Origin of the sequence: Nannocystis sp. RBIL2 (assembly GCF_026626745.1) — a bacterium.
Classification (GTDB): Bacteria; Myxococcota_A; Polyangia; order Nannocystales; family Nannocystaceae; genus Nannocystis.
Window position 1 is genome coordinate 669,800 of record NZ_JAPNJW010000002.1, and the last position, 16,519, is coordinate 686,318.

General features: G+C 71.3%; 12 protein-coding genes and 1 tRNA gene. 6 read left to right on the plus strand and 7 right to left on the minus strand.

All coding sequences use genetic code 11. The annotated features are described in order from the left end of the window. The first annotated feature begins 339 nt into the window (after window positions 1–339). Together OV090_RS27915 and OV090_RS27920 are read left to right on the plus strand one after the other, a co-directional pair. Complete coding sequence (locus OV090_RS27915; protein ID WP_267707669.1) at window positions 340–3,456, plus strand: hypothetical protein; 3,117 nt, start codon at window positions 340–342, stop codon at window positions 3,454–3,456. 360 nt (window positions 3,457–3,816) lie between these two features. Next, window positions 3,817–4,245 carry a hypothetical protein gene (locus OV090_RS27920; protein ID WP_267707670.1) on the plus strand — a complete coding sequence of 143 codons (429 nt, stop codon included), beginning with the start codon at window positions 3,817–3,819 and terminating at the stop codon, window positions 4,243–4,245. Between the two features lie 117 nt (window positions 4,246–4,362). Here the strand turns inward: OV090_RS27920 and OV090_RS27925 are convergent. Further along, window positions 4,363–4,435 (minus strand) — tRNA-Thr (locus OV090_RS27925). A 177-nt stretch (window positions 4,436–4,612) separates the two neighbouring features. Then, the gene (locus OV090_RS27930; RefSeq protein ID WP_267707671.1) at window positions 4,613–5,056 is read right to left on the minus strand and encodes a hypothetical protein; all 444 of its coding nucleotides are present in this window, start codon (window positions 5,054–5,056) and stop codon (window positions 4,613–4,615) included. Between the two features lie 134 nt (window positions 5,057–5,190). On the opposite strand from OV090_RS27930, the gene OV090_RS27935 reads away from it, so the two are divergent. After that, a complete protein-coding gene (locus OV090_RS27935; protein ID WP_267707672.1) occupies window positions 5,191–5,652 on the plus strand; it encodes a hypothetical protein in 462 nt (153 codons plus the stop codon). Between the two features lie 168 nt (window positions 5,653–5,820). Here OV090_RS27935 and OV090_RS27940 read toward each other — a convergent pair whose 3' ends face one another. The 3 genes from OV090_RS27940 to OV090_RS27950 all read right to left on the minus strand — a co-directional run bounded on the left by OV090_RS27940 (window position 5,821) and on the right by OV090_RS27950 (window position 8,703). Further along, entirely contained in the window at window positions 5,821–6,378 is a 558-nt protein-coding gene (locus OV090_RS27940; RefSeq protein ID WP_267707673.1) for an SCE4755 family polysaccharide monooxygenase-like protein, read from the minus strand. Window positions 6,379–6,475: 97 nt separating this feature from the next. After that, on the minus strand, window positions 6,476–7,336 hold the full coding sequence (locus tag OV090_RS27945) for an SCE4755 family polysaccharide monooxygenase-like protein (RefSeq protein WP_267707674.1): 861 nt from the start codon (window positions 7,334–7,336) through the stop codon (window positions 6,476–6,478). 53 nt (window positions 7,337–7,389) lie between these two features. After that, window positions 7,390–8,703 carry a hypothetical protein gene (locus OV090_RS27950; protein WP_267707675.1) on the minus strand — a complete coding sequence of 438 codons (1,314 nt, stop codon included), beginning with the start codon at window positions 8,701–8,703 and terminating at the stop codon, window positions 7,390–7,392. A gap of 527 nt (window positions 8,704–9,230) precedes the next feature. On the opposite strand from OV090_RS27950, the gene OV090_RS27955 reads away from it, so the two are divergent. The 3 genes from OV090_RS27955 to OV090_RS27965 all read left to right on the plus strand — a co-directional run bounded on the left by OV090_RS27955 (window position 9,231) and on the right by OV090_RS27965 (window position 12,408). Next, window positions 9,231–10,811, plus strand: a complete 1,581-nt coding sequence (locus OV090_RS27955; protein ID WP_267707676.1) for a VanW family protein — start codon at window positions 9,231–9,233, stop codon at window positions 10,809–10,811. Between the two features lie 393 nt (window positions 10,812–11,204). Continuing rightward, on the plus strand, window positions 11,205–11,471 hold the full coding sequence (locus OV090_RS27960; protein ID WP_267707677.1) for a hypothetical protein: 267 nt from the start codon (window positions 11,205–11,207) through the stop codon (window positions 11,469–11,471). A 133-nt stretch (window positions 11,472–11,604) separates the two neighbouring features. Beyond that, window positions 11,605–12,408, plus strand: coding sequence for an SPOR domain-containing protein (locus OV090_RS27965; protein WP_267707678.1), 804 nt, complete (start codon window positions 11,605–11,607; stop codon window positions 12,406–12,408). Between the two features lie 260 nt (window positions 12,409–12,668). Here OV090_RS27965 and OV090_RS27970 read toward each other — a convergent pair whose 3' ends face one another. Both OV090_RS27970 and OV090_RS27975 read right to left on the minus strand, forming a co-directional pair. Then, window positions 12,669–14,408 carry a hypothetical protein gene (locus OV090_RS27970; RefSeq protein ID WP_267707679.1) on the minus strand — a complete coding sequence of 580 codons (1,740 nt, stop codon included), beginning with the start codon at window positions 14,406–14,408 and terminating at the stop codon, window positions 12,669–12,671. Window positions 14,409–14,490: 82 nt separating this feature from the next. After that, the gene (locus OV090_RS27975) at window positions 14,491–15,894 is read right to left on the minus strand and encodes a glycosyltransferase family 2 protein (RefSeq protein ID WP_267707680.1); all 1,404 of its coding nucleotides are present in this window, start codon (window positions 15,892–15,894) and stop codon (window positions 14,491–14,493) included. Window positions 15,895–16,519 lie beyond the last annotated feature (625 nt).

Sequence of the window (16,519 nt, forward strand, 5' to 3'; positions counted from 1 at the left end):
ACCCCGATCGCCGCAATCTCCTTCGGGCCGTCGGCCGCCCCGAAGCGATCGCAGCGCATCCGTCCGGCTTCGGACCCGCGCTGCCCTGACCGTCGCGCGGTCGATCCCCCTGGCGACCCACGTCTCTGCGCGCACCCTGCCCCGGAAGCCCCTCGGGCCTCACCGCGCCCCGCGAAGCCCCGCTGACGCCGCGGCTCGAACCGCCTGCTCGGCGCCTGCGCGCCCGAGGCGCCACGCGCATCACGATCGCCGGATCGTGCGCGCCACCGACCTCGCGCACGCTCGATCGCCGCTGCTTCGCATCCCGGTCGGCGGACCGTCCTGTTAGGCTTGGCGCCCGTGTCCGCGTTGCGCCCTGCCCGTGCTCCTCGCCGCTTGCGCGGGGTCCTGGCGCTGCTCGGGCTCGTCCTCGCCTGCCTCGTCTGGCGCCCTGCCGAGGCCGCCACGCGCGACCCACGCTGGCGCACCCTCGAGACCGACCACTTCTACGTCCACTACTACCAGGGCAACGAGTACGTCGCCGAGAAGGCCGCCATGGTGCTCGAGCGGGCGCACGAGCGGCTCTCGACCAGCCTCTCGCACTCGCCGTGGCTCAAGACCCATGTCGTCTACCAGGACCACACCGACGCCGCCAACGGCCTCGCCAACACCAGCCCGTACCCGCGGATCGTCGCCTACGTCACCGCCCCCGACTCGATGTCCGTGCTCGAGGGATACGACGACTGGATCGACATCCTCCTGACCCACGAATACACGCACATCATCCACCTCGACACCACGCACGGCGTCCCGCGGCTCATCAACGCCTTGCTCGGGTTCGGGCGCGCCGGCAAGGTCTGGCAGCCCAACGTCATCCAGCCGCGGTGGTTCGTCGAGGGCCTCGCCAGCCACGAGGAGACCCGCCTCACCAGCCAGGGTCGCGGGCGGCACACCCAGTGGGAGATGTACTTGCGGGCGCCGATCCTCGAGCACGGCTTCATCCCGATCGATCGCGTCTCCTCCGGCGCCAACATCTTCCCCCACGGCAGCAGCGTCTACCTCTACGGCCTCTATCTCCTGCGCTACATCAGCAACCGCTACGGCGAGGACAAGCTCGCCGAGCTCAACCACGTCTACGGCGGCCAGACCCTCCCGTTTGCCATCAACCGCGCCGTCGAGAAGGTCCTCGGCGTCAGCTGGGAGAAGCTGTGGGAGGAGTTCGAGCTCGACACCGTGCGCCGCTTCCAGGGCCAGGCGCGCGCGATCCGGGCGCGGGGCATCCGCGAGGGGCGACGGATCACCTTCACCACCTCCGCCCAGGCCTCGGGCAACTTCGTGCGCCACCCGTTCTGGTCGCCCGACGATCGGCACATCTATTACTTCGAGGACGACGGCCACTCGAACCCCGGGATCCGGCGGATCCGCAGCACCGGCGGGGCGATCCGCGAGGGCATCGGCATCGGCAAGCAGGGCCAGACCGTCGGCGTCGAGCGGATCGTCGAGCTGCAGGACGCCGGCTCGGGCTCCTTCGTCGGCGTCTCCGAGGACATGATCTTCGAGATCTGGGGCGTCCACGACCTGCGCTACTCGTGGACCGACCTGTGGCGCTGGCGACCGCCCGCCAAGGGCGCGCGCGACGTCCGGCAGAACCCCGGCGACCTCGAGCAGCTCACCTTCGGCGCCCGCGCCCGCGACCCGCACGTCTCGCCCGACGGTCGCACTGTCGTCTTCTCGCGCAACGACTCGGCCCAGGCGCGCCTCGCCTTCCTCGACATCGAGACCAAGGAGGTCACCGAGGTCGCCCCGTTCGAGCGGATCCAGATCGTCACCGGCCCGCGGTGGTCGGCCGACGGCAAGAAGGTCGCCTACTCCGCCTTCCGCGAGGGCGGCATGCGCGACATCTACATCTACGACCGCGAGTCGCAGACCACCGTGCGGGCCACCGCCGACCGCTTCCTCGACAGCGAGCCGAGCTGGACCCCCGACGGCAAGTACGTCCTCTTCAACAGCGACCGCGACGGCGTCTTCAACATCTACGCCTACGAGGTCGCCAGCGCCCGCGTCCACCAGGTCACCAACGTCCTCGGCGGCGCCTTCGAGCCGGTCGTCAGCCACGACGGCAAGCGCCTCGTCTACCTCGGCTTCACCAGCCACGGATATGACCTTTGGGTCATGAAGCTCGACCCGGCCGAGTTCTTCGAGCCCTTGCCGGTGCAAGATCCGCTGCCGACGATCGACGACCCGACCCCTGACGAGGTCGGCGATCGCGGCCGGCCCGTCAGCCTCAAGAGCCAGCGCTACAAGGCCTACCGCACCTTCTTCCCGCGCACGATCTTCCCCTCCGCCCTGGCCTCCGCCACCTCCGGCAGCTTCGGCACCGAGATCGGCGCCTCGATCGGCGTCAGCGACGTCCTGCAGTTTCACAGCCTCGCGATCAACGGCGGCTACAACACCGCCTTCCGCGCCCCCAGCGGCTCGGTCGTCTACGAGTGGTCGCGCCTCCTGCCCACCTTCCGCGTGCTCGTCAGCCGCGACTACGCCCGCCGCGGCAGCTTCGAGCGCTACGAGTACGGCCCGCCCGACGACCTCGCGCCCGGGGCCAGCCCGCCCTCCTACCTGCAGCGCGGCTACGACGAGCGGATCACCACCGCGCGCGCCTCCGTCAGCGTCCCGGTCGTGCGCCACCCGGTCCACAACGCCTTCGCCAGCCTCAGCTACGCGTACACCCACTACGCCAACGTCAATAACGTCCCCGCGGTCGACCCCAACGCCCCTTCCTCCACGCTGCCCGACCTCGGCGGCCTCGGCTCCGTCGCCTTCGGCCTCGACTACGACGGCCGCCGCAGCACCCGCTACGCCTACGGCAACGAGACCGGGCGCGCCGCCAGCATCACCGTCAACCTCATCGACCCGCACCTCGGCGGCCGTTACTCCGACCTCTGGGTCACCGGTCGCTACGTCGAGATGCTGCGCATGCCGTGGCGCGGCCACCAGGTGCTCGGCATCTCGCTCGAGGGCGGCGCCTCTGCCGGCACTCTCGGCCGGCGCTCGCCGTTCTACATCGGCGGCACCTCGCAGCAGAACGAGGTCCTGCGCAGCTTCCTCTTCCGCACCCCCTACGGCGACTGGGGCAACCTGCGCGGCTATCGCCCGTTCGCGTTCCCCGGCCGCTACTACGGCGTGCTCAACGTCGAGTACCGGATCCCGCTCGCCGACGTCGAGCGCGGCCTCGGCACCCTGCCCGGCTTCCTGCGCCGCCTCACCCTCGTCCCCTTCATGGACCTCGGCGCCGCCTGGGGCGCAGGCGGCGAGAAGTTCACCCGCCAGATGCTGAAGTGGGGCGTCGGCGCCAGCTTCGTCGCCAGCTTCAAGCTCGGCTACGGCGACGCCATCGACCTCATGCTGCAGTACGCCCGCGGCTTCGACGACGAGTTCGGCCTCAACTACTTCCGCGCCGCCGTCGCCCGCAGCTTCTGAGCCCGCGCAGCATGTCTTCGCGGACATGTTCTTGAAAACATGTCCTTTCGGCAAGTCGACGCGGCGCGCCTCACACTCCGAGCCCGCGAGAACACCTCGGCGCACCCGGCCGCCCGCCGCCGCGTGAATCACAGCCACGGCGCGGATCGGCGCGGCCGGACGGCATCGCCGGACCCGCCGCGCCGCCGCTCGACGCCACGAGGCAAGCACCGCGTCGAGCGGCGAAGCGGACGACCTGCGCCGATCCTCGGCCTGCACGGCCCCGGCGCCAGCGGCCGGCCCGCCGCGCCGCGAATTAGCCGAGGTCACTTGCCGGGAAGGCGGCCTTTTCCACCGTAGTGGCCGCATAGGAGGTGAGCCGTGAATCAAGCTGACGCCAAGCGCATCGCCGCGGATGCCGTTGACTGTCCGACGCCACGACCCATCCCGTCGGCTTACGCGGCCAACGTGCAGGACGGCGAGCTCTACCGCGTGTACGAAGGCACCCGCGTCGGCGACTGGTGGTGGGTCGTGCTCCCGTCCGACGTCCCGAGCCAACGGCCGATCGACGACGCGATGCTGGGCTTCACCTGCCGCATGGAGAAGCACGACGACCTCCACTGGCGCGTGCAGGTCCAGGCCCACTTCCGCGACGGCGGCTCACGACCCGGCAGCGCAGTCGCCCTGCTCATCTACCGCGGCAGCGCCGAGGCCCGCTCCGCCGCCAGTTCCCGGGGACATGTCGCTTCAGGCATGTCCGTTCACACGACGCTCCACCCCGAGCGCGGCGCGGCGCGGCCGCGATACTGACAGCGCGGGCGCGACGCTCGAACCGAGCGCCGGCACTCACGGCGCAGCAAGCGAGCGACCTCCACCTCGGCGCCTTGGCCAAGCCGGAGATCGCTCCTGCCACTCAACAAAAACCCAAGCCACTTTCCGGACTCGAACCGGAGACCTGCTGATTACGAATCAGCTGCTCTACCAACTGAGCTAAAGTGGCGCAGCGAGGGTCGGGCTTTTACCCGGCTCTTCGGGGCTCGTCAAGCACTTTCTCGGCTGCCGTCCGCGCAGTCCGCGAACGGCCCGAGCCCCGGCAAACCGCGCTCCCCGGGCGCCCTTTCACGCGCTGCCCGCGTCGGCGCGAGCCTTCGCCCTGGACGCCCCCCGCGCCTTCGCATCAGGTCGGCGGCGGCTCGGGGCACGCACCGGGCGAGTAGCCGACGACCGCATGGTCGCCGCAAGCCACGCACTTGTTCGAGTACGACTTGCGCGCCCCGTCGGACAGCTTGCCGCAGACCGGGCTGTACTCGCGCGTGCACATGCTCGAGCGCGTCGTGCACTCGACGAACACCGTCGTGGAGTCGCCCGACGCGGGCGGATTCGTCGGCGAGGCCGCATCACCGGCCGTCGCGGCGACGGGCGTGCCCTCGGGCGTGGCCTCCGGCTTCGTCTCGACCGGCGTCTGCGCGCCGCCACCACCCGCGCCGGCGGTCCCCGCCGGATCGGCGACGGGCCCGGGCACGCCGGAGCCGGCTCCCGAGGTGTCCTTGCAGCCCCCAGCGAACAGAAGCGTGGTGCCGAACGCGAGGGTGAGGGTGCGAAGTAGGGCCTGCTGAATCATGGCGCTCTCCTGACGCCGCATCGGTAGCACGCCTCGGCGAGCCGCGCATCCGGCTACTGCCCGCTTGCAGATCGCGCGAGCATGGCGGACGCTGGTGCGGTCAAGACTGCTGTCCTTCTCCACGGGAGCTGCTCATGCGCCGCGCGTTGTGCCTGTGTTCGCTCGCTGCCCTCGTCGCGCTCGCCCCGACCACCGCGACCGCGAAACTCCGGTCCTGTCGCCTGCCGGTGCGGTCGGCCGCGGCCGGCAAGCCGTGTCAGGACCCCGGCACGACGAGCCTCGACGTCCAGTACCCGCGACCGCGCGGCCTCAAGTCGCTGATCGTCGGCGCCAGCCTGTTCGCCTTCGGGATCCCCACCACCATCGTCGGCGCCATCCTCGTCATGAACCCGCAGCCCGCCCCCGAGGGCCCGGCCCCCGGAGGCCCCTACGCCGGCCTCCACTTCCTCGTCCCCGGCGCCCTGATGATGCTCGTCGGCATGCCGCTCACCGCCATCGGCGCGGTCCGCTACGAGCGCTTCACTCGCGACCGCGACGACTGGACCGCCCGCGTCCGCGTCAAGCCGGCCGCCGGCGGCCTAGCGCTGCAATTCTAGGCCGCGCGGGCGACAAGCGCTTTGCTCGCTGCCGCGACGGCGTCAACCGGCCCCCGGCGGCCGCTCTCGCCGCCCCAGGGCCTCCGAGGAGGTCGCGCGGCCTCCTTGGGCGATCGGCCGGCATCCTCGTCGCGTCGCTCGCAACCGGCTGCTTCGTCGCTCGCCGCCTCACCTTCGCCGGCGCCGTCGACCCAGCAGCAGCACCAGCGCCAGCGGCCCCGCCGAGCCGGTGCGACAGCCACGCGCGTCGTCCTCGGCCGGCGCCCCGCTCGTCTCGGGCGCGTCCTCGCTGAGCACGAGGTCGGCGCATTGATAGTAGAGGTCGTTGCCGTCCCCGTACGGCGCCTTGTCCGTCATCACCTGCACGAGCTGCAGCGTGCAGCGCTCGCAGCTCACGTCCGGCAGCGTCACCGCCTGCTCATACGTCTGCGTCCCGTCCTTGTCGGCGACGAGATCGACCAGCACCACCGCAGGGTCGCCGCGCTCGCCGGCCGCGGGCGGATCGGCGAACGCGTCCTGTCCTTCCTCGTCGAAGCTGATCCGGAAGTACCCCGGGTGCGGCACCGTCTCTTGCCAGCGCACGGTGATCGTCTGCCCCGGCCGGAACGTGCTCACCGCCTCGCCGCGCGCGTCGTCGGTGCCGGCTCCGCAGGGCCCGGCCTTCTGCTGCTCGTGCCGCGGCACCGGCTCGATCAGGCGGATGTGCGCCAGCGCGGTCGTGGGCAAGCACCAGACGCCCAGCGCCAGACCGACCCATCCCGCGCCTCGCGGCCGGCCGTGACGCTGCGCCCCCGCGGGCCCGTGTACGCGCACACGCCGGCCGCTAAGCACGCCGCCTCCGGCGCGCCAGCAGCAACAACAACGCTGCCGCCGCGCCGCTGCTCCTGGCGCCTTCCGTGCGGCACGACCCGCAGCCGCCCTCGCCCCCCGACATGCTCTCGGTCGCGTTGCCCGTCCCCTCACTGTCGTTGCCGCTCGCGGCCGTCGTGCCGTCGCCCGTCGTGCCGTCGTCGGCCGTCGTCCCGACGTTACCGCCGGTGGTCGGCTGCGTGTCCCCGCCGGTCGAAGTCCCGGGCTCACCCGACGTGGTGGTGCCGACGCCGGTCGTGTCGCCCGTGCTCTCCTCGCCCGTCGTCACCTCGCCCGTCGTCGCCTCGCCCGTCGTCTCCTCGCCCGTCGTCTCCGCCGCGCCCATGAGCACGATGTCGGCGCACTGGTAATAGAGGTCGTTGGTCCCGATCTCGTACGGCGGCTTGTCGGTCATCACCTGGATGACCTGCAGCGTGCAGTTGTCGCAGCTCATCAGCGGCAGCGTCACTGCCTGCTCGTACATCTGCTGCGGCCCGTTCTTGTCGGCGATCTCATCGACCAGCACCGCCGGGTTCGAGTAGAAGTCGTCGTAGCCGGCCGGGTCGCCGAAGTCGTCGTGGCCGTCGTTGTCGAAGCTGATCCGGAAGTGCCCCGGATGGTCGACCGTCTCAGTCCAGCGGACCATGATCGTCTCGCCGCCCTGGAAGGTCGCCACCTCGTCCCCGCGAGCGTCGTTCGGCCCCACCCCGCACGGTCCGGACTTCTGCTCGACGTGCCGCGGCAACGGCGAGCTCAGGGCGATGTGGGCGGAGGCCGCCGTCGCGGTGACGGCGACCGAGGCGAACGCGAGGACAGGAAAAGCGAAGCGGTGCATGTCGATGTGCTCTTTCGCGCACACCGATTGTACCGGCTCCAGCGCCGCGGCGCCTACTCCGGCGCCTCCAACTTCGAGTCGTCGCGCGCGCTCCTGATCCCGTCGAGCAGCGACTTCGCGCGGTCGGACTTGAGCGTCCCGTCGCCCTTGTGCGCGGCCACGAGGCGCTCCAGCCACGGCTCGACCTCAGCCCGAATTTCTGGAGACGTGGCGCGGATTTGGCCCAGAACCTTGAAGATGTGGTTCTCGTAGTTGTCGACCGGCAGGAGCAGTTCGAAGTGGTCCTGCTGACCGTCGGGCCGGAGGTACACCACCTCGACCGGGCACGTCGTAGTCCGCTCCTCCGGTGTCGCGGTGTCGTACGCGTGCATCAGGGGCACGTTCGCGCGCTCGTTGCCGAGGATCCCGAGGCTGAACACGATCGCGCAGCGCACCGGGAACGCGGCCGACGGCAGGCGATCCGTCAGCATCGTGTCGAGGTCCTTGGCCTCGCGCTGATCGCGGTGCTGCGCGATCGCCCACGCGGCCACGCGCTGGGCCCTCTCGTCGCCGCGCTGCAGGATCTGCTGCAGCACCGGCAAAAGCTTCGGCACCTGGATGTAGCCCGCCGCGATCAGCAACCGCCGGTCGATCACGCCGGCCGCCAGGTCGCGCTCGAGCTCGCCGATCAACGGGTCAGCGACGTCTCGATCCTGGTAGCGCGCCAGCGAGATCAGCGCCTCGCGGCGGAGGTTCGGATCCGGCGACTTCACGGCGGCCCGCAGGTCGCCGAGGATGGCCTTGCGCTCGGACGTGACGTCGATGAAGCGCCCGAGCGCCCAGGCCCCCCACGCCCCGACCTCGCCCCCGCGGACCAGTTGCTGGCGCAAAGTCGGCACGATCGTGGGGTGCCGGCGCACCGACAACTCGGCGATCGCCTGCAGCCGGCGGGTTTGATTCTCGGGTTCGTCCCCTCGCAGAGAACTGACGTGAATTCCAACTCTTCGGTAATAAGAGTTGAAGTCCTGGTTCACGAAGTTGAAGAGCAGGTACGTCAGCCCGCCGGACAGCAACAGGACGATCGGGAAGCTGACCGACGAGCGCTGCATCGTCGCAGCCACCATCGCCGCCTCGTCGCTCGCCCTGGCGTACTTCGGGTCCTTGCCCTGCAGATGGGTCAGGCGGAACGCCCCCCCGAACATGAACTCGTCGACGAGCAGCGCGTCGGCGACCGCGACCACGCACAGCGCCGTGTAGTAGGCGACCAGCAGCATGGTCTCGGTCGACGCGTCGGCCGGCACGTCGCGGATGAGCCGGGCCAGGAAGACCGCCGCGATCATGCCGGCCAGGTTGGCGATCACCGCGGCGATCAGCAGCTTGTTGCGCACGGGGACCCCGCGCGCACGCGGGCCATAACCAGGGGGAGGACCGGAGGGTTCGGCGGGCGCCACGGGGCTCGTCATACCGCGGATGGACGCCGCCCGGGGCGACCGGTTCCGGCAACCTCGCTCGTGCCGTCCGCGGCCGACGAGGAAACAAGCGCCCCCGGCCCGCGCGTCCCTCCGGATCGACCCCGGCGCCACCCGCCGCCCCGCCGACCTCTCCAGCGGCCTGAGCTCCTCGCTTGCCTCCCGATTCTCCTCGCGCCCCTGCCGGCAGCGTCGGCCCGCCATGAGCGCCGCCCCGCGGCCAGTCTCGCGAAACACTATTCGGCGACCCTCTTTGGGTGCCGCCGCGAGCCACCGGCGGACCCAGACTGGAGTGATCGAGTTCGCTCGCTAAACCGTGCCAGCGGCGAGGTCCAGTTGCTTCTCCGATCGGCCCGAAGTCGAGCCAACCAGCGCTTCCGCCGAACCGCTCCTCTTTTCGCCGTTTTTTGGACTTCCTCCGCGGACGTGCCTAGCGTCCCCCCTGTATGTCGCAGCCAGCCCCGCGCGCCGCAGCGGCCGCTCGCACGCTGGCCCCTCGCCGGGCCCAGCCGCGCACGCTCGTGCCGACCGCCGCGCCCGCGCTCGAGCTCGAGCTCCTCGAGACCCCTGACGCCGCGCCCGAGACCGCCCCTGCCGCGCGTCGACGTCGGCTCGGCGTGCTGCCGGTCCTCGAGGCCGCCGCCATGGCGCTCGGCCTCGCCGCCGTCGCCGCCGCCCTGTGGCAGGACCTCGCCGCTGCCCGCGATCAGGACAGCGTCGTCGCCGGCGTGCGCCTCGGCGGCCACGAAATCGGCGGCCTGACCGCCACCGAGCTGCCCGCGATCGCTGAGACCGCGGTCCTCACCGCCCTCGACCGCAAGCTCGTGCTCGCCGCCCCCGGCGTCGAGGTCGAGACCACCGCCCGTGCGCTCGGGGCCGTCCCCGCGCCCGAGGCCGCGATCGCGGCCGCACTGCGCGTCGGCCACAGCGGCGACCTGCTCGCCGACCTGCGCGCCCGCGACCGGGCCCTGCGCGGCGACGTCGACCTCGCCCCCGGCTTCCGCTTCAACGAGGACGTCGCGCTCGAGCAGTTGCTCGCCCTCGCCCCCAAGGTCGAGCGGCCCAGCCTCGCCACCCGCTTCGACATGGACAACCGGCGCGTCCTGCCGGCCCAGCGCGGCACTCGCCTCTCGGCCTTCGACTCGCTGTCGGCGGTGGCCGTCGGCCTCGCCTCTGGCGCCGAGCGCATCGACCTGGTCACCCAGCCAGGTCCCGAAGTACCTGACCCTTGGGCCAGCATCGCCGACGGCCTCGACATCGGCGCAGTCCTCGCCTCCTTCGAGACCCCGTACTCGACCGAGGCGAACTACGCCGACCGCGCCTACAACCTCAAGATCGGCGCCGCCCCGCTCGACGGTTACGTCCTGCTGCCGGGCGCCACCATGTCCTTCAACCAGGTCGTCGGCGATCGTACCGGCGAGGCCGGCTATCGCTACGCGGGCGGCATCGCCGACGGCGAGCTGATCGACACCGTCGGCGGCGGGATCTGCCAGATCAGCTCCACCCTCTACGGCGCCGCCTTCTTCGCCGGCCTCGAGCTCCTGCACAGCCGGCCGCACAGCCGACCGAGCGCCTACGTCGACATGGGCCTCGACTCGACCGTCGTCTACGGCCACGTCGACATGAAGCTCAAGAACTCGTTCGACTTCCCGGTCGTGTTCCACACCCGGGTCGCCGCCGGCAAGGTGCGCGTCGAGGTCCTCGGCGCGCGCAAAGTGTACGACGAGGTCGCCTTCGAGCGGCGCGTGCAGGAGGTCCTGCCCTTCAACACGATCGTCCGCAACGACTCCAACCTCGCCTCCGGCACCGAGACCGTGTCGCAGCGCGGCATGCGAGGCTTCAAGGTCGTGCGCACGCGCAAGCTCTTCCAGGCCGGCCAGGTGGCGAAGACCGAGTCCTGGGACCTCTTCTACCCGCCCACCACCGAGATCCTCCGCCGCGGCACCAACCCCCGCGGCGAACGCCCCGAGGCCAAGAAGCTGCAGCCCCTGCGCGACCCGGCCCGCGAGCTGCGGATCGTCCAGTAGCCGCCGCGCTGCTGTCTCTTCAGACAGCAGCCCCGGCCCGCGCCCACGTTCCCAGTCTCTCCAGACAGCAGCGCCCCTGTCTCTTCAGACAGCCGCTCGCGCTCGGTCTCTCCGGACAGTCGCTCGCCGCCGCGCTGCTTGTCTCTGGGAGCCTCGACTCCGACGCGGCCTGTCTCTTCGGACAGTCGCTCGGCCCCGCGCTCTCTGTCTCGTCCGGCAGTCGCTCGCGTCCGCGTCACCTGTCTCTTCAGACAGCACCGCAGCCGCTGATGCCCACAGCCAAAACGCCTGCTTCGCCGGCGACAACGACCCCTGCACCCTCCTGGCGCCGTCCGTCGTCGACACCATCCGCTCCGTATCGACCTACCAGGAGGAGCGGATCGAGCAAGCCAGGTGTTCCAGCAGCGCTGGTTCTCGCTGGCGTCCGGCGCCGTCCAGGACCGCCACGAGGTCCTGCGCACCTGCCGATGCATGCGCACGTGGTTCGCCGACCTCGAGGGCACCGGTGAGCCGGCCATCAACGACCTGGTGCACTCCATCGAGGCCCTCGCGCCGACGCCGACGAGCCGTCCTCCGACGCTCACCACGACGCCTTTCCGGGCACCGGCCTGCAGCCCACCGGCACCTGGGACGAGTTCGACCGCGTTCATGCCTGACTGACGGCAACCGCCCGCGCCGATCGCGGCGTCGCCGGGCGGACGGCGGCCGGCCGTGAGACGGATCGTCGGCGCCGCCGAATTTTTTGTCCCACACCGGACCTGACCTACAAGGAGGCATTCGCCGGAGCCCCACCATGCCAGAGCTGACCGCCTCGAAGGAAAAGGTCGATTTCTCGCTCGACAACCGCCAGGTCTTCTTTTTGTTCTTCGGCCTGTCGGTGGTCGGATGCTTCGTCTTCGCGCTCGGCGTGATGGTCGGGCGGCGCAACGACGCCGGCCACGCCAACGCCCAGGTCGTCGCGCAGAACGAGGCCCGCGCGGTGCTCGCCGACCCCGAGCCGCTGGTCGCCGACGCCGGGTACAGCTTCAAGGACGGCCTCCAGCACCCCGCGACCGAGGGCGTGCCGGAGACCCGGGACCCGGCGGTTCCCCCGCGCGACGAGGACGTCGTGCGTGCCGAGCGTGAGGCCGCGATGGGTGGCGTCCCCGGCAAGAACAAGAAGAGCAAGAAGCCGATCCCCGCGCCCGGCAAGGAGCCGGCGATGGCCTCGGCGCCCAAGGTCCTCCCGCCGCTCGCCAGCATCGAGCCGCCGGCCGCCCCGCTGCCCGCCGCGATCCTCGAGAAGGAGCCCGCCAAGGACAGCATCGTCGCCGCCGTCAAGGGCGACGCCGCGGTCAAGGGCGACGCCCCGGCCGCCAAGGGCAAGAAGGGCTTCGCGCTGCAGATGAAGGCGTTCGCCAGCCAGGACGAGGCCGCCAAGCTGGCCGACAAGCTGCGCCGCAACGGCCATGAGGTCCGCGTCGAGTCGGGCGAGACCGCCGGCCGCATGTGGCACCGCGTCCGGATCGGCGAGTTCAACTCGTGGGACGCCGCCGTCTCCGCCAAGCTGGCGTTCGAGAAGCAAGAGTCGGTGATCGCCTACGTCGTCTCCCTGTGAGCGACCCCCACCGCCGCGCCAGGCCGCGCTCCCCTCGGGGACCGCGGCCTTTCTCATTGGTTCTGAAGGGCATGCCCCCAAGGTCATGCCCTTTTGCGCATGCTTTTAAAGGCATGTCCTTCAGACCATGCCCCCGGGGACGGTCACTGCCGAAGAGCATGGCCTCGAGAACATGTCTCTCGAATCATGCCCCGGAGAGCAGGTCCATCCCGCTCCTGGGCTAGCCCGCCGACCCTGAGCGGACACGCCCTGCGACCGCGCTAGCGAGTTCGCACCGCGAACACCTCGCAGGTCGCGGTGCGGCACGAGAACAGCCGCGTGAATCGCTCGGGCTGCCCGCGCAACCACGCCGCGCGCGGCCCCTGGCGATAGACCGCGATCGCCCGCACCCGTTCCGCAGCCAGCCAGTCCGCCAGTCCCGGCCCGTCGACCACCTCCGGCGGCACGTAGGCCACCCGGCCGCGACCGTCCGGCCGCCACAACAGCCCAGGCACCTCGACGCTCTCGTCGTACGCGAAGCACTCGCCTACCCCGATCGCCTCACGCGCCGCCAGCCACGCGCGCGCCTGTCCGATCGCCGTCGCGGACTCCGCTCGCTGCAGCAGCGTCGCGTCCCCGAGCGCCCAGATCGGCGGCCCCTCCGGCGTGAACCCCGGCGCCGCCATCACCATCCCCGCCAGCGCCAGCGCCCCGATCGAGACATCCACGAGCGAACGCCACCGCCGCGACCAGTCCTCGCTGCCCGCCGCGAGCGCGACCAGCAGCGCCCCCGGCAGCGCCAGGGTGAAGCGCGGCCAGAACGCGGCCGGCGTCGCCAGGCTGACCACCCCGAGCAGCGCGATCGGCAGCGACCTCCGGCGACATGTCCCGAAGGCCAGGCTGACGATCGCCAGCGGCAGCAGCAGGTGCACCGGCCCGTGCAACCCGAGCCGCATGTCGTAGCCGTACGCGCCCGGCCCCGGCAGCGTCGACCACGACACCGCAAGCCGATCCCACCAGGCCAGCTCGGCGAAGCCCGGCGGCGTCTGAATCACGAAGAACATGCTCGCGGTCACCGGCCCTGGCAGCGCGATCGGCCCCGCCTGCAGCGCCACCGGCCACACCGGGTTGCCGTGGACCAGCCAGCCGCGCGCGTAGCTCTCGCCGCCGAGCACCAGCGCCGCCGCGACGGCCGCCAGCGCCCCGGGCCATTGTCTGCCGCTGCGGATCGCCAGAGTCGCCGCCAGCAGCGCGAACGGCAGCGGCGCCGACGGCTTGCTGCCGAGCAGCAACCCGAGCGCCAGCGCTGCGCCGACCAGCCGCCCGCGATCGACCGGCCCCGTCACGAACACCACCGCGAGCACGGCCAGCGCCGCGTGGGCCACGTCGACGTACGCGTGCGCGAGCTGCAGCATCACCACCGGCGTGGCCCACCAAGCCAGCGTCAAGCCGGCCGCGCGTCCTGCTCGCACCCCGGCCCGCCGCGCCAGAGTCGCCAGCCCGACCGCACCCGCGAGCGCGAACGGCAGCTGCCCGAGGTCGACCAACCTCTCGTCCGGCAGCAACAGCCGCCACAGCGTGAACACCCGCTCGACCGCCTGCGGGTACGCGCGCGCGTAGGCCACGTGCGTCGGCACCTCGCGCACGCGACCGGTCTGCAGCGCGTCGTGCACCGGCGGCAGGTGATACGCCAGCGCGTCCCAGCCCCACGACTCGAGCCACAGCGCCGCCAGCGATGCCAGCCCGACCGCGACGATCCCCGCGGCCGCCGCGAGCGCCCACGGCCCGCGCAGCGCCGCCACGGCCACGCGCCCGAGCTCCGCCGCGTCGCGCCTCACAGCCCCCAACCCGGCCCGTCGCGTCACCGCCGCGGCGAAACCCAGGCACCCGACCAGCCCCGCCGGCCCCGTCAGCCACCCGAGCGCCCCGAGCAGCTCGACCAGCGCGAACGCGGCCGCCAGCGCGATCGTCAGACCGAGGCACAGCCGCTCGCGCAGCGGCCCCGGGCCTGGCAGCAACATGGTCGCAAGGACATGTCCTCCGAGCCACAACGCCGCCGCCCCCAGCGGCAGCCATCCGACCACCGGCGGCACGGCCTGTCCGTCAGCGCGTCAGCCACCGGCCGTTGCGCACGGTGACCAGCGACCAGGGGTAGATCCACTGCAGGCACAGGAACGCGAAGAACGCGTAGCCCACCCCGTACAGGAAGTCCGTGCTGCGCTCGGATCGCAGCGTGTACAGCGACTGCACCAGCGCGAACACCGAGATCGTCGCCACCACGCGGAGGATGTCGAGCGGCGCCGCCAGCAGATGCGCCACCAGCAACACGACCGCCACGCACGCCAGCGGCACCTGGCCGAGCTCGAGCAGGATGTCGATCGTCGGCCACCAGCGGTCCTCGCGGCGCCAGCGGGTCAGCAGCACCGGCAGCAGCGTCAGCCCCTCGCGCAGGTTGCCTCGCTCCCACCGCAGGTACATCCGAGTCAGCCCGGCGTAGTGCGTCGGCACCAGAGTGTGGACGACCGCAGTCGACTGGTACACCGCCCGGTGACCGGTGCGCAGCAGCCACGTCGTCAGCGCTCGATCCTCGCCGATCGTGCACGGCTCGCCGAGGAACGTCTGCGTCGACCAGCGGCCTAACACCGCCATCACCGCCGACCGGCGATAGGCCGTGAGCGCCCCCGGGCAGCACAGCACCGCGCCGAACCGCGACTGCGCGGCCCGCCCGAGGTCGAACGCGAGGAAGAAGCGGATCGCCAGCAGGCGAGTGATGAGCCCGCTGTAGCGGTTGAGCACCAGCACCTTGCCGGCGACCGCGGCCACCCGCGCGTCGGCCATGATCGGCGCGACGATCTGGCGCAGCGCGTCGGGGTCGAGGCGCGAGTCGGAGTCGACGCTGACGACGACCTCGCCCGTGGCCGCCGAGAAGCCCGCGCGCAGGGCCTCGCGCTTGCCGCCGTTCTTCGGCATCCGGATCGCCCGCACCACGTCCGGGTGCTCGCGCGCGATCCGCTGGATGTGCGACCACGTGTCGTCGGTCGAGCCGTCGTCGATGGCGAGGATCTCGAGCCGGTCGCGCGGGTAATCACCGACGAGGATCGATCCGAGCGCGACCCCCACCATCGGCCCCTCGTTGTACGCCGGCACGATCACGGTGCAACGCGGCAGGTCTCGCCGCGGCGCCGGCGTCGGCCGATACAGCAGCGAGAAGACCAGGGTCAGCGCCGCGTGCCCGAGCAGCAGCGCCCCGCTGGTGAGGAGCACCGTGCGCAGCACCGGCAGGCCCACCAGCTCGTCGAACTCGACGAGGAACGGCGACAGCCCGTAGTGCAGCGGCACTGCGATGAGGCCCGCGAGGGCGCAGACGATGGCCAGCTTGAGCAGCGGATCGATCGGCCCCGGCCGCCCTCGCCCCGCTTCGGGCACGGACCGCCCGAGCAGCGACTGCAGCCGCGCGGTCACCTGATTGCGGGCCGGATCCGGCCGTCTCGACGTTTGACGATGCATCGATGATTCTCCGTCGTGGAATGCGAATGCGGGAATGCCAGGTCATGGCCCGGCGTCCGCGAATCGCGGGGCGCGCGCACCGACCGAACCGGTCGTCCGCCTGCCAGAACGCCGTACTGGCGCTAGTTGCGACCGATTCCTTCGGCGGAGAAAGAATTCGCAGCGACGATATGCCGCGAACTCTGCCACGAATGGTCGCAAACACCGCGAGGAACGCGCCAATCACCGGACTGAACCGCTCCACGTCCGTCAGGTACACAGAATTTTAGCCTGGAAGCGCATCCCGCGGCGCTACGATGAATGTCATCGGCCCCGAGCGCTCGCCCCACGAAATCGATGTCGGCGGATTTTTTTCAATCGACGAATCACCCTTCCTCCGTGATCGCCGCCGAAGCCGAACGCCCTGAAACGCCGCTCCGGCGCACGTCCAGGTGCTGGAAGGAGGCATTTCCCCGAAATCCCAGGAATGCGAGGAATCAAGGCACCACGCAATCCCGGGGAGCCCCGAGACCGGTCGAGCAGGTGCCAGCGAATCGGGGTGGCGCCCGACGCTCCATTGCAGCGACCTGAACAATGGTCGAGGTGCTCGCTACGGTCGCTGCGCGAGATGGCTGGCGCCGCTGCT

Bases quoted from the DNA above. Each gene is read 5' to 3' on its own strand.
- OV090_RS27930 (WP_267707671.1), bottom strand. From the start codon at position 5,056: ATGATTCAGCAGGCCCTACTTCGCACCCTCACCCTCGCGTTCGGCACC.
- OV090_RS27945 (WP_267707674.1), bottom strand. From the start codon at position 7,336: ATGCACCGCTTCGCTTTTCCTGTCCTCGCGTTCGCCTCGGTCGCCGTC.
- OV090_RS27975 (WP_267707680.1), bottom strand. From the start codon at position 15,894: ATGCATCGTCAAACGTCGAGACGGCCGGATCCGGCCCGCAATCAGGTG.
- OV090_RS27970 (WP_267707679.1), bottom strand. From the start codon at position 14,408: ATGTTGCTGCCAGGCCCGGGGCCGCTGCGCGAGCGGCTGTGCCTCGGT.
- OV090_RS27955 (WP_267707676.1), top strand. From the start codon at position 9,231: ATGTCGCAGCCAGCCCCGCGCGCCGCAGCGGCCGCTCGCACGCTGGCC.
- OV090_RS27935 (WP_267707672.1), top strand. From the start codon at position 5,191: ATGCGCCGCGCGTTGTGCCTGTGTTCGCTCGCTGCCCTCGTCGCGCTC.
- OV090_RS27965 (WP_267707678.1), top strand. From the start codon at position 11,605: ATGCCAGAGCTGACCGCCTCGAAGGAAAAGGTCGATTTCTCGCTCGAC.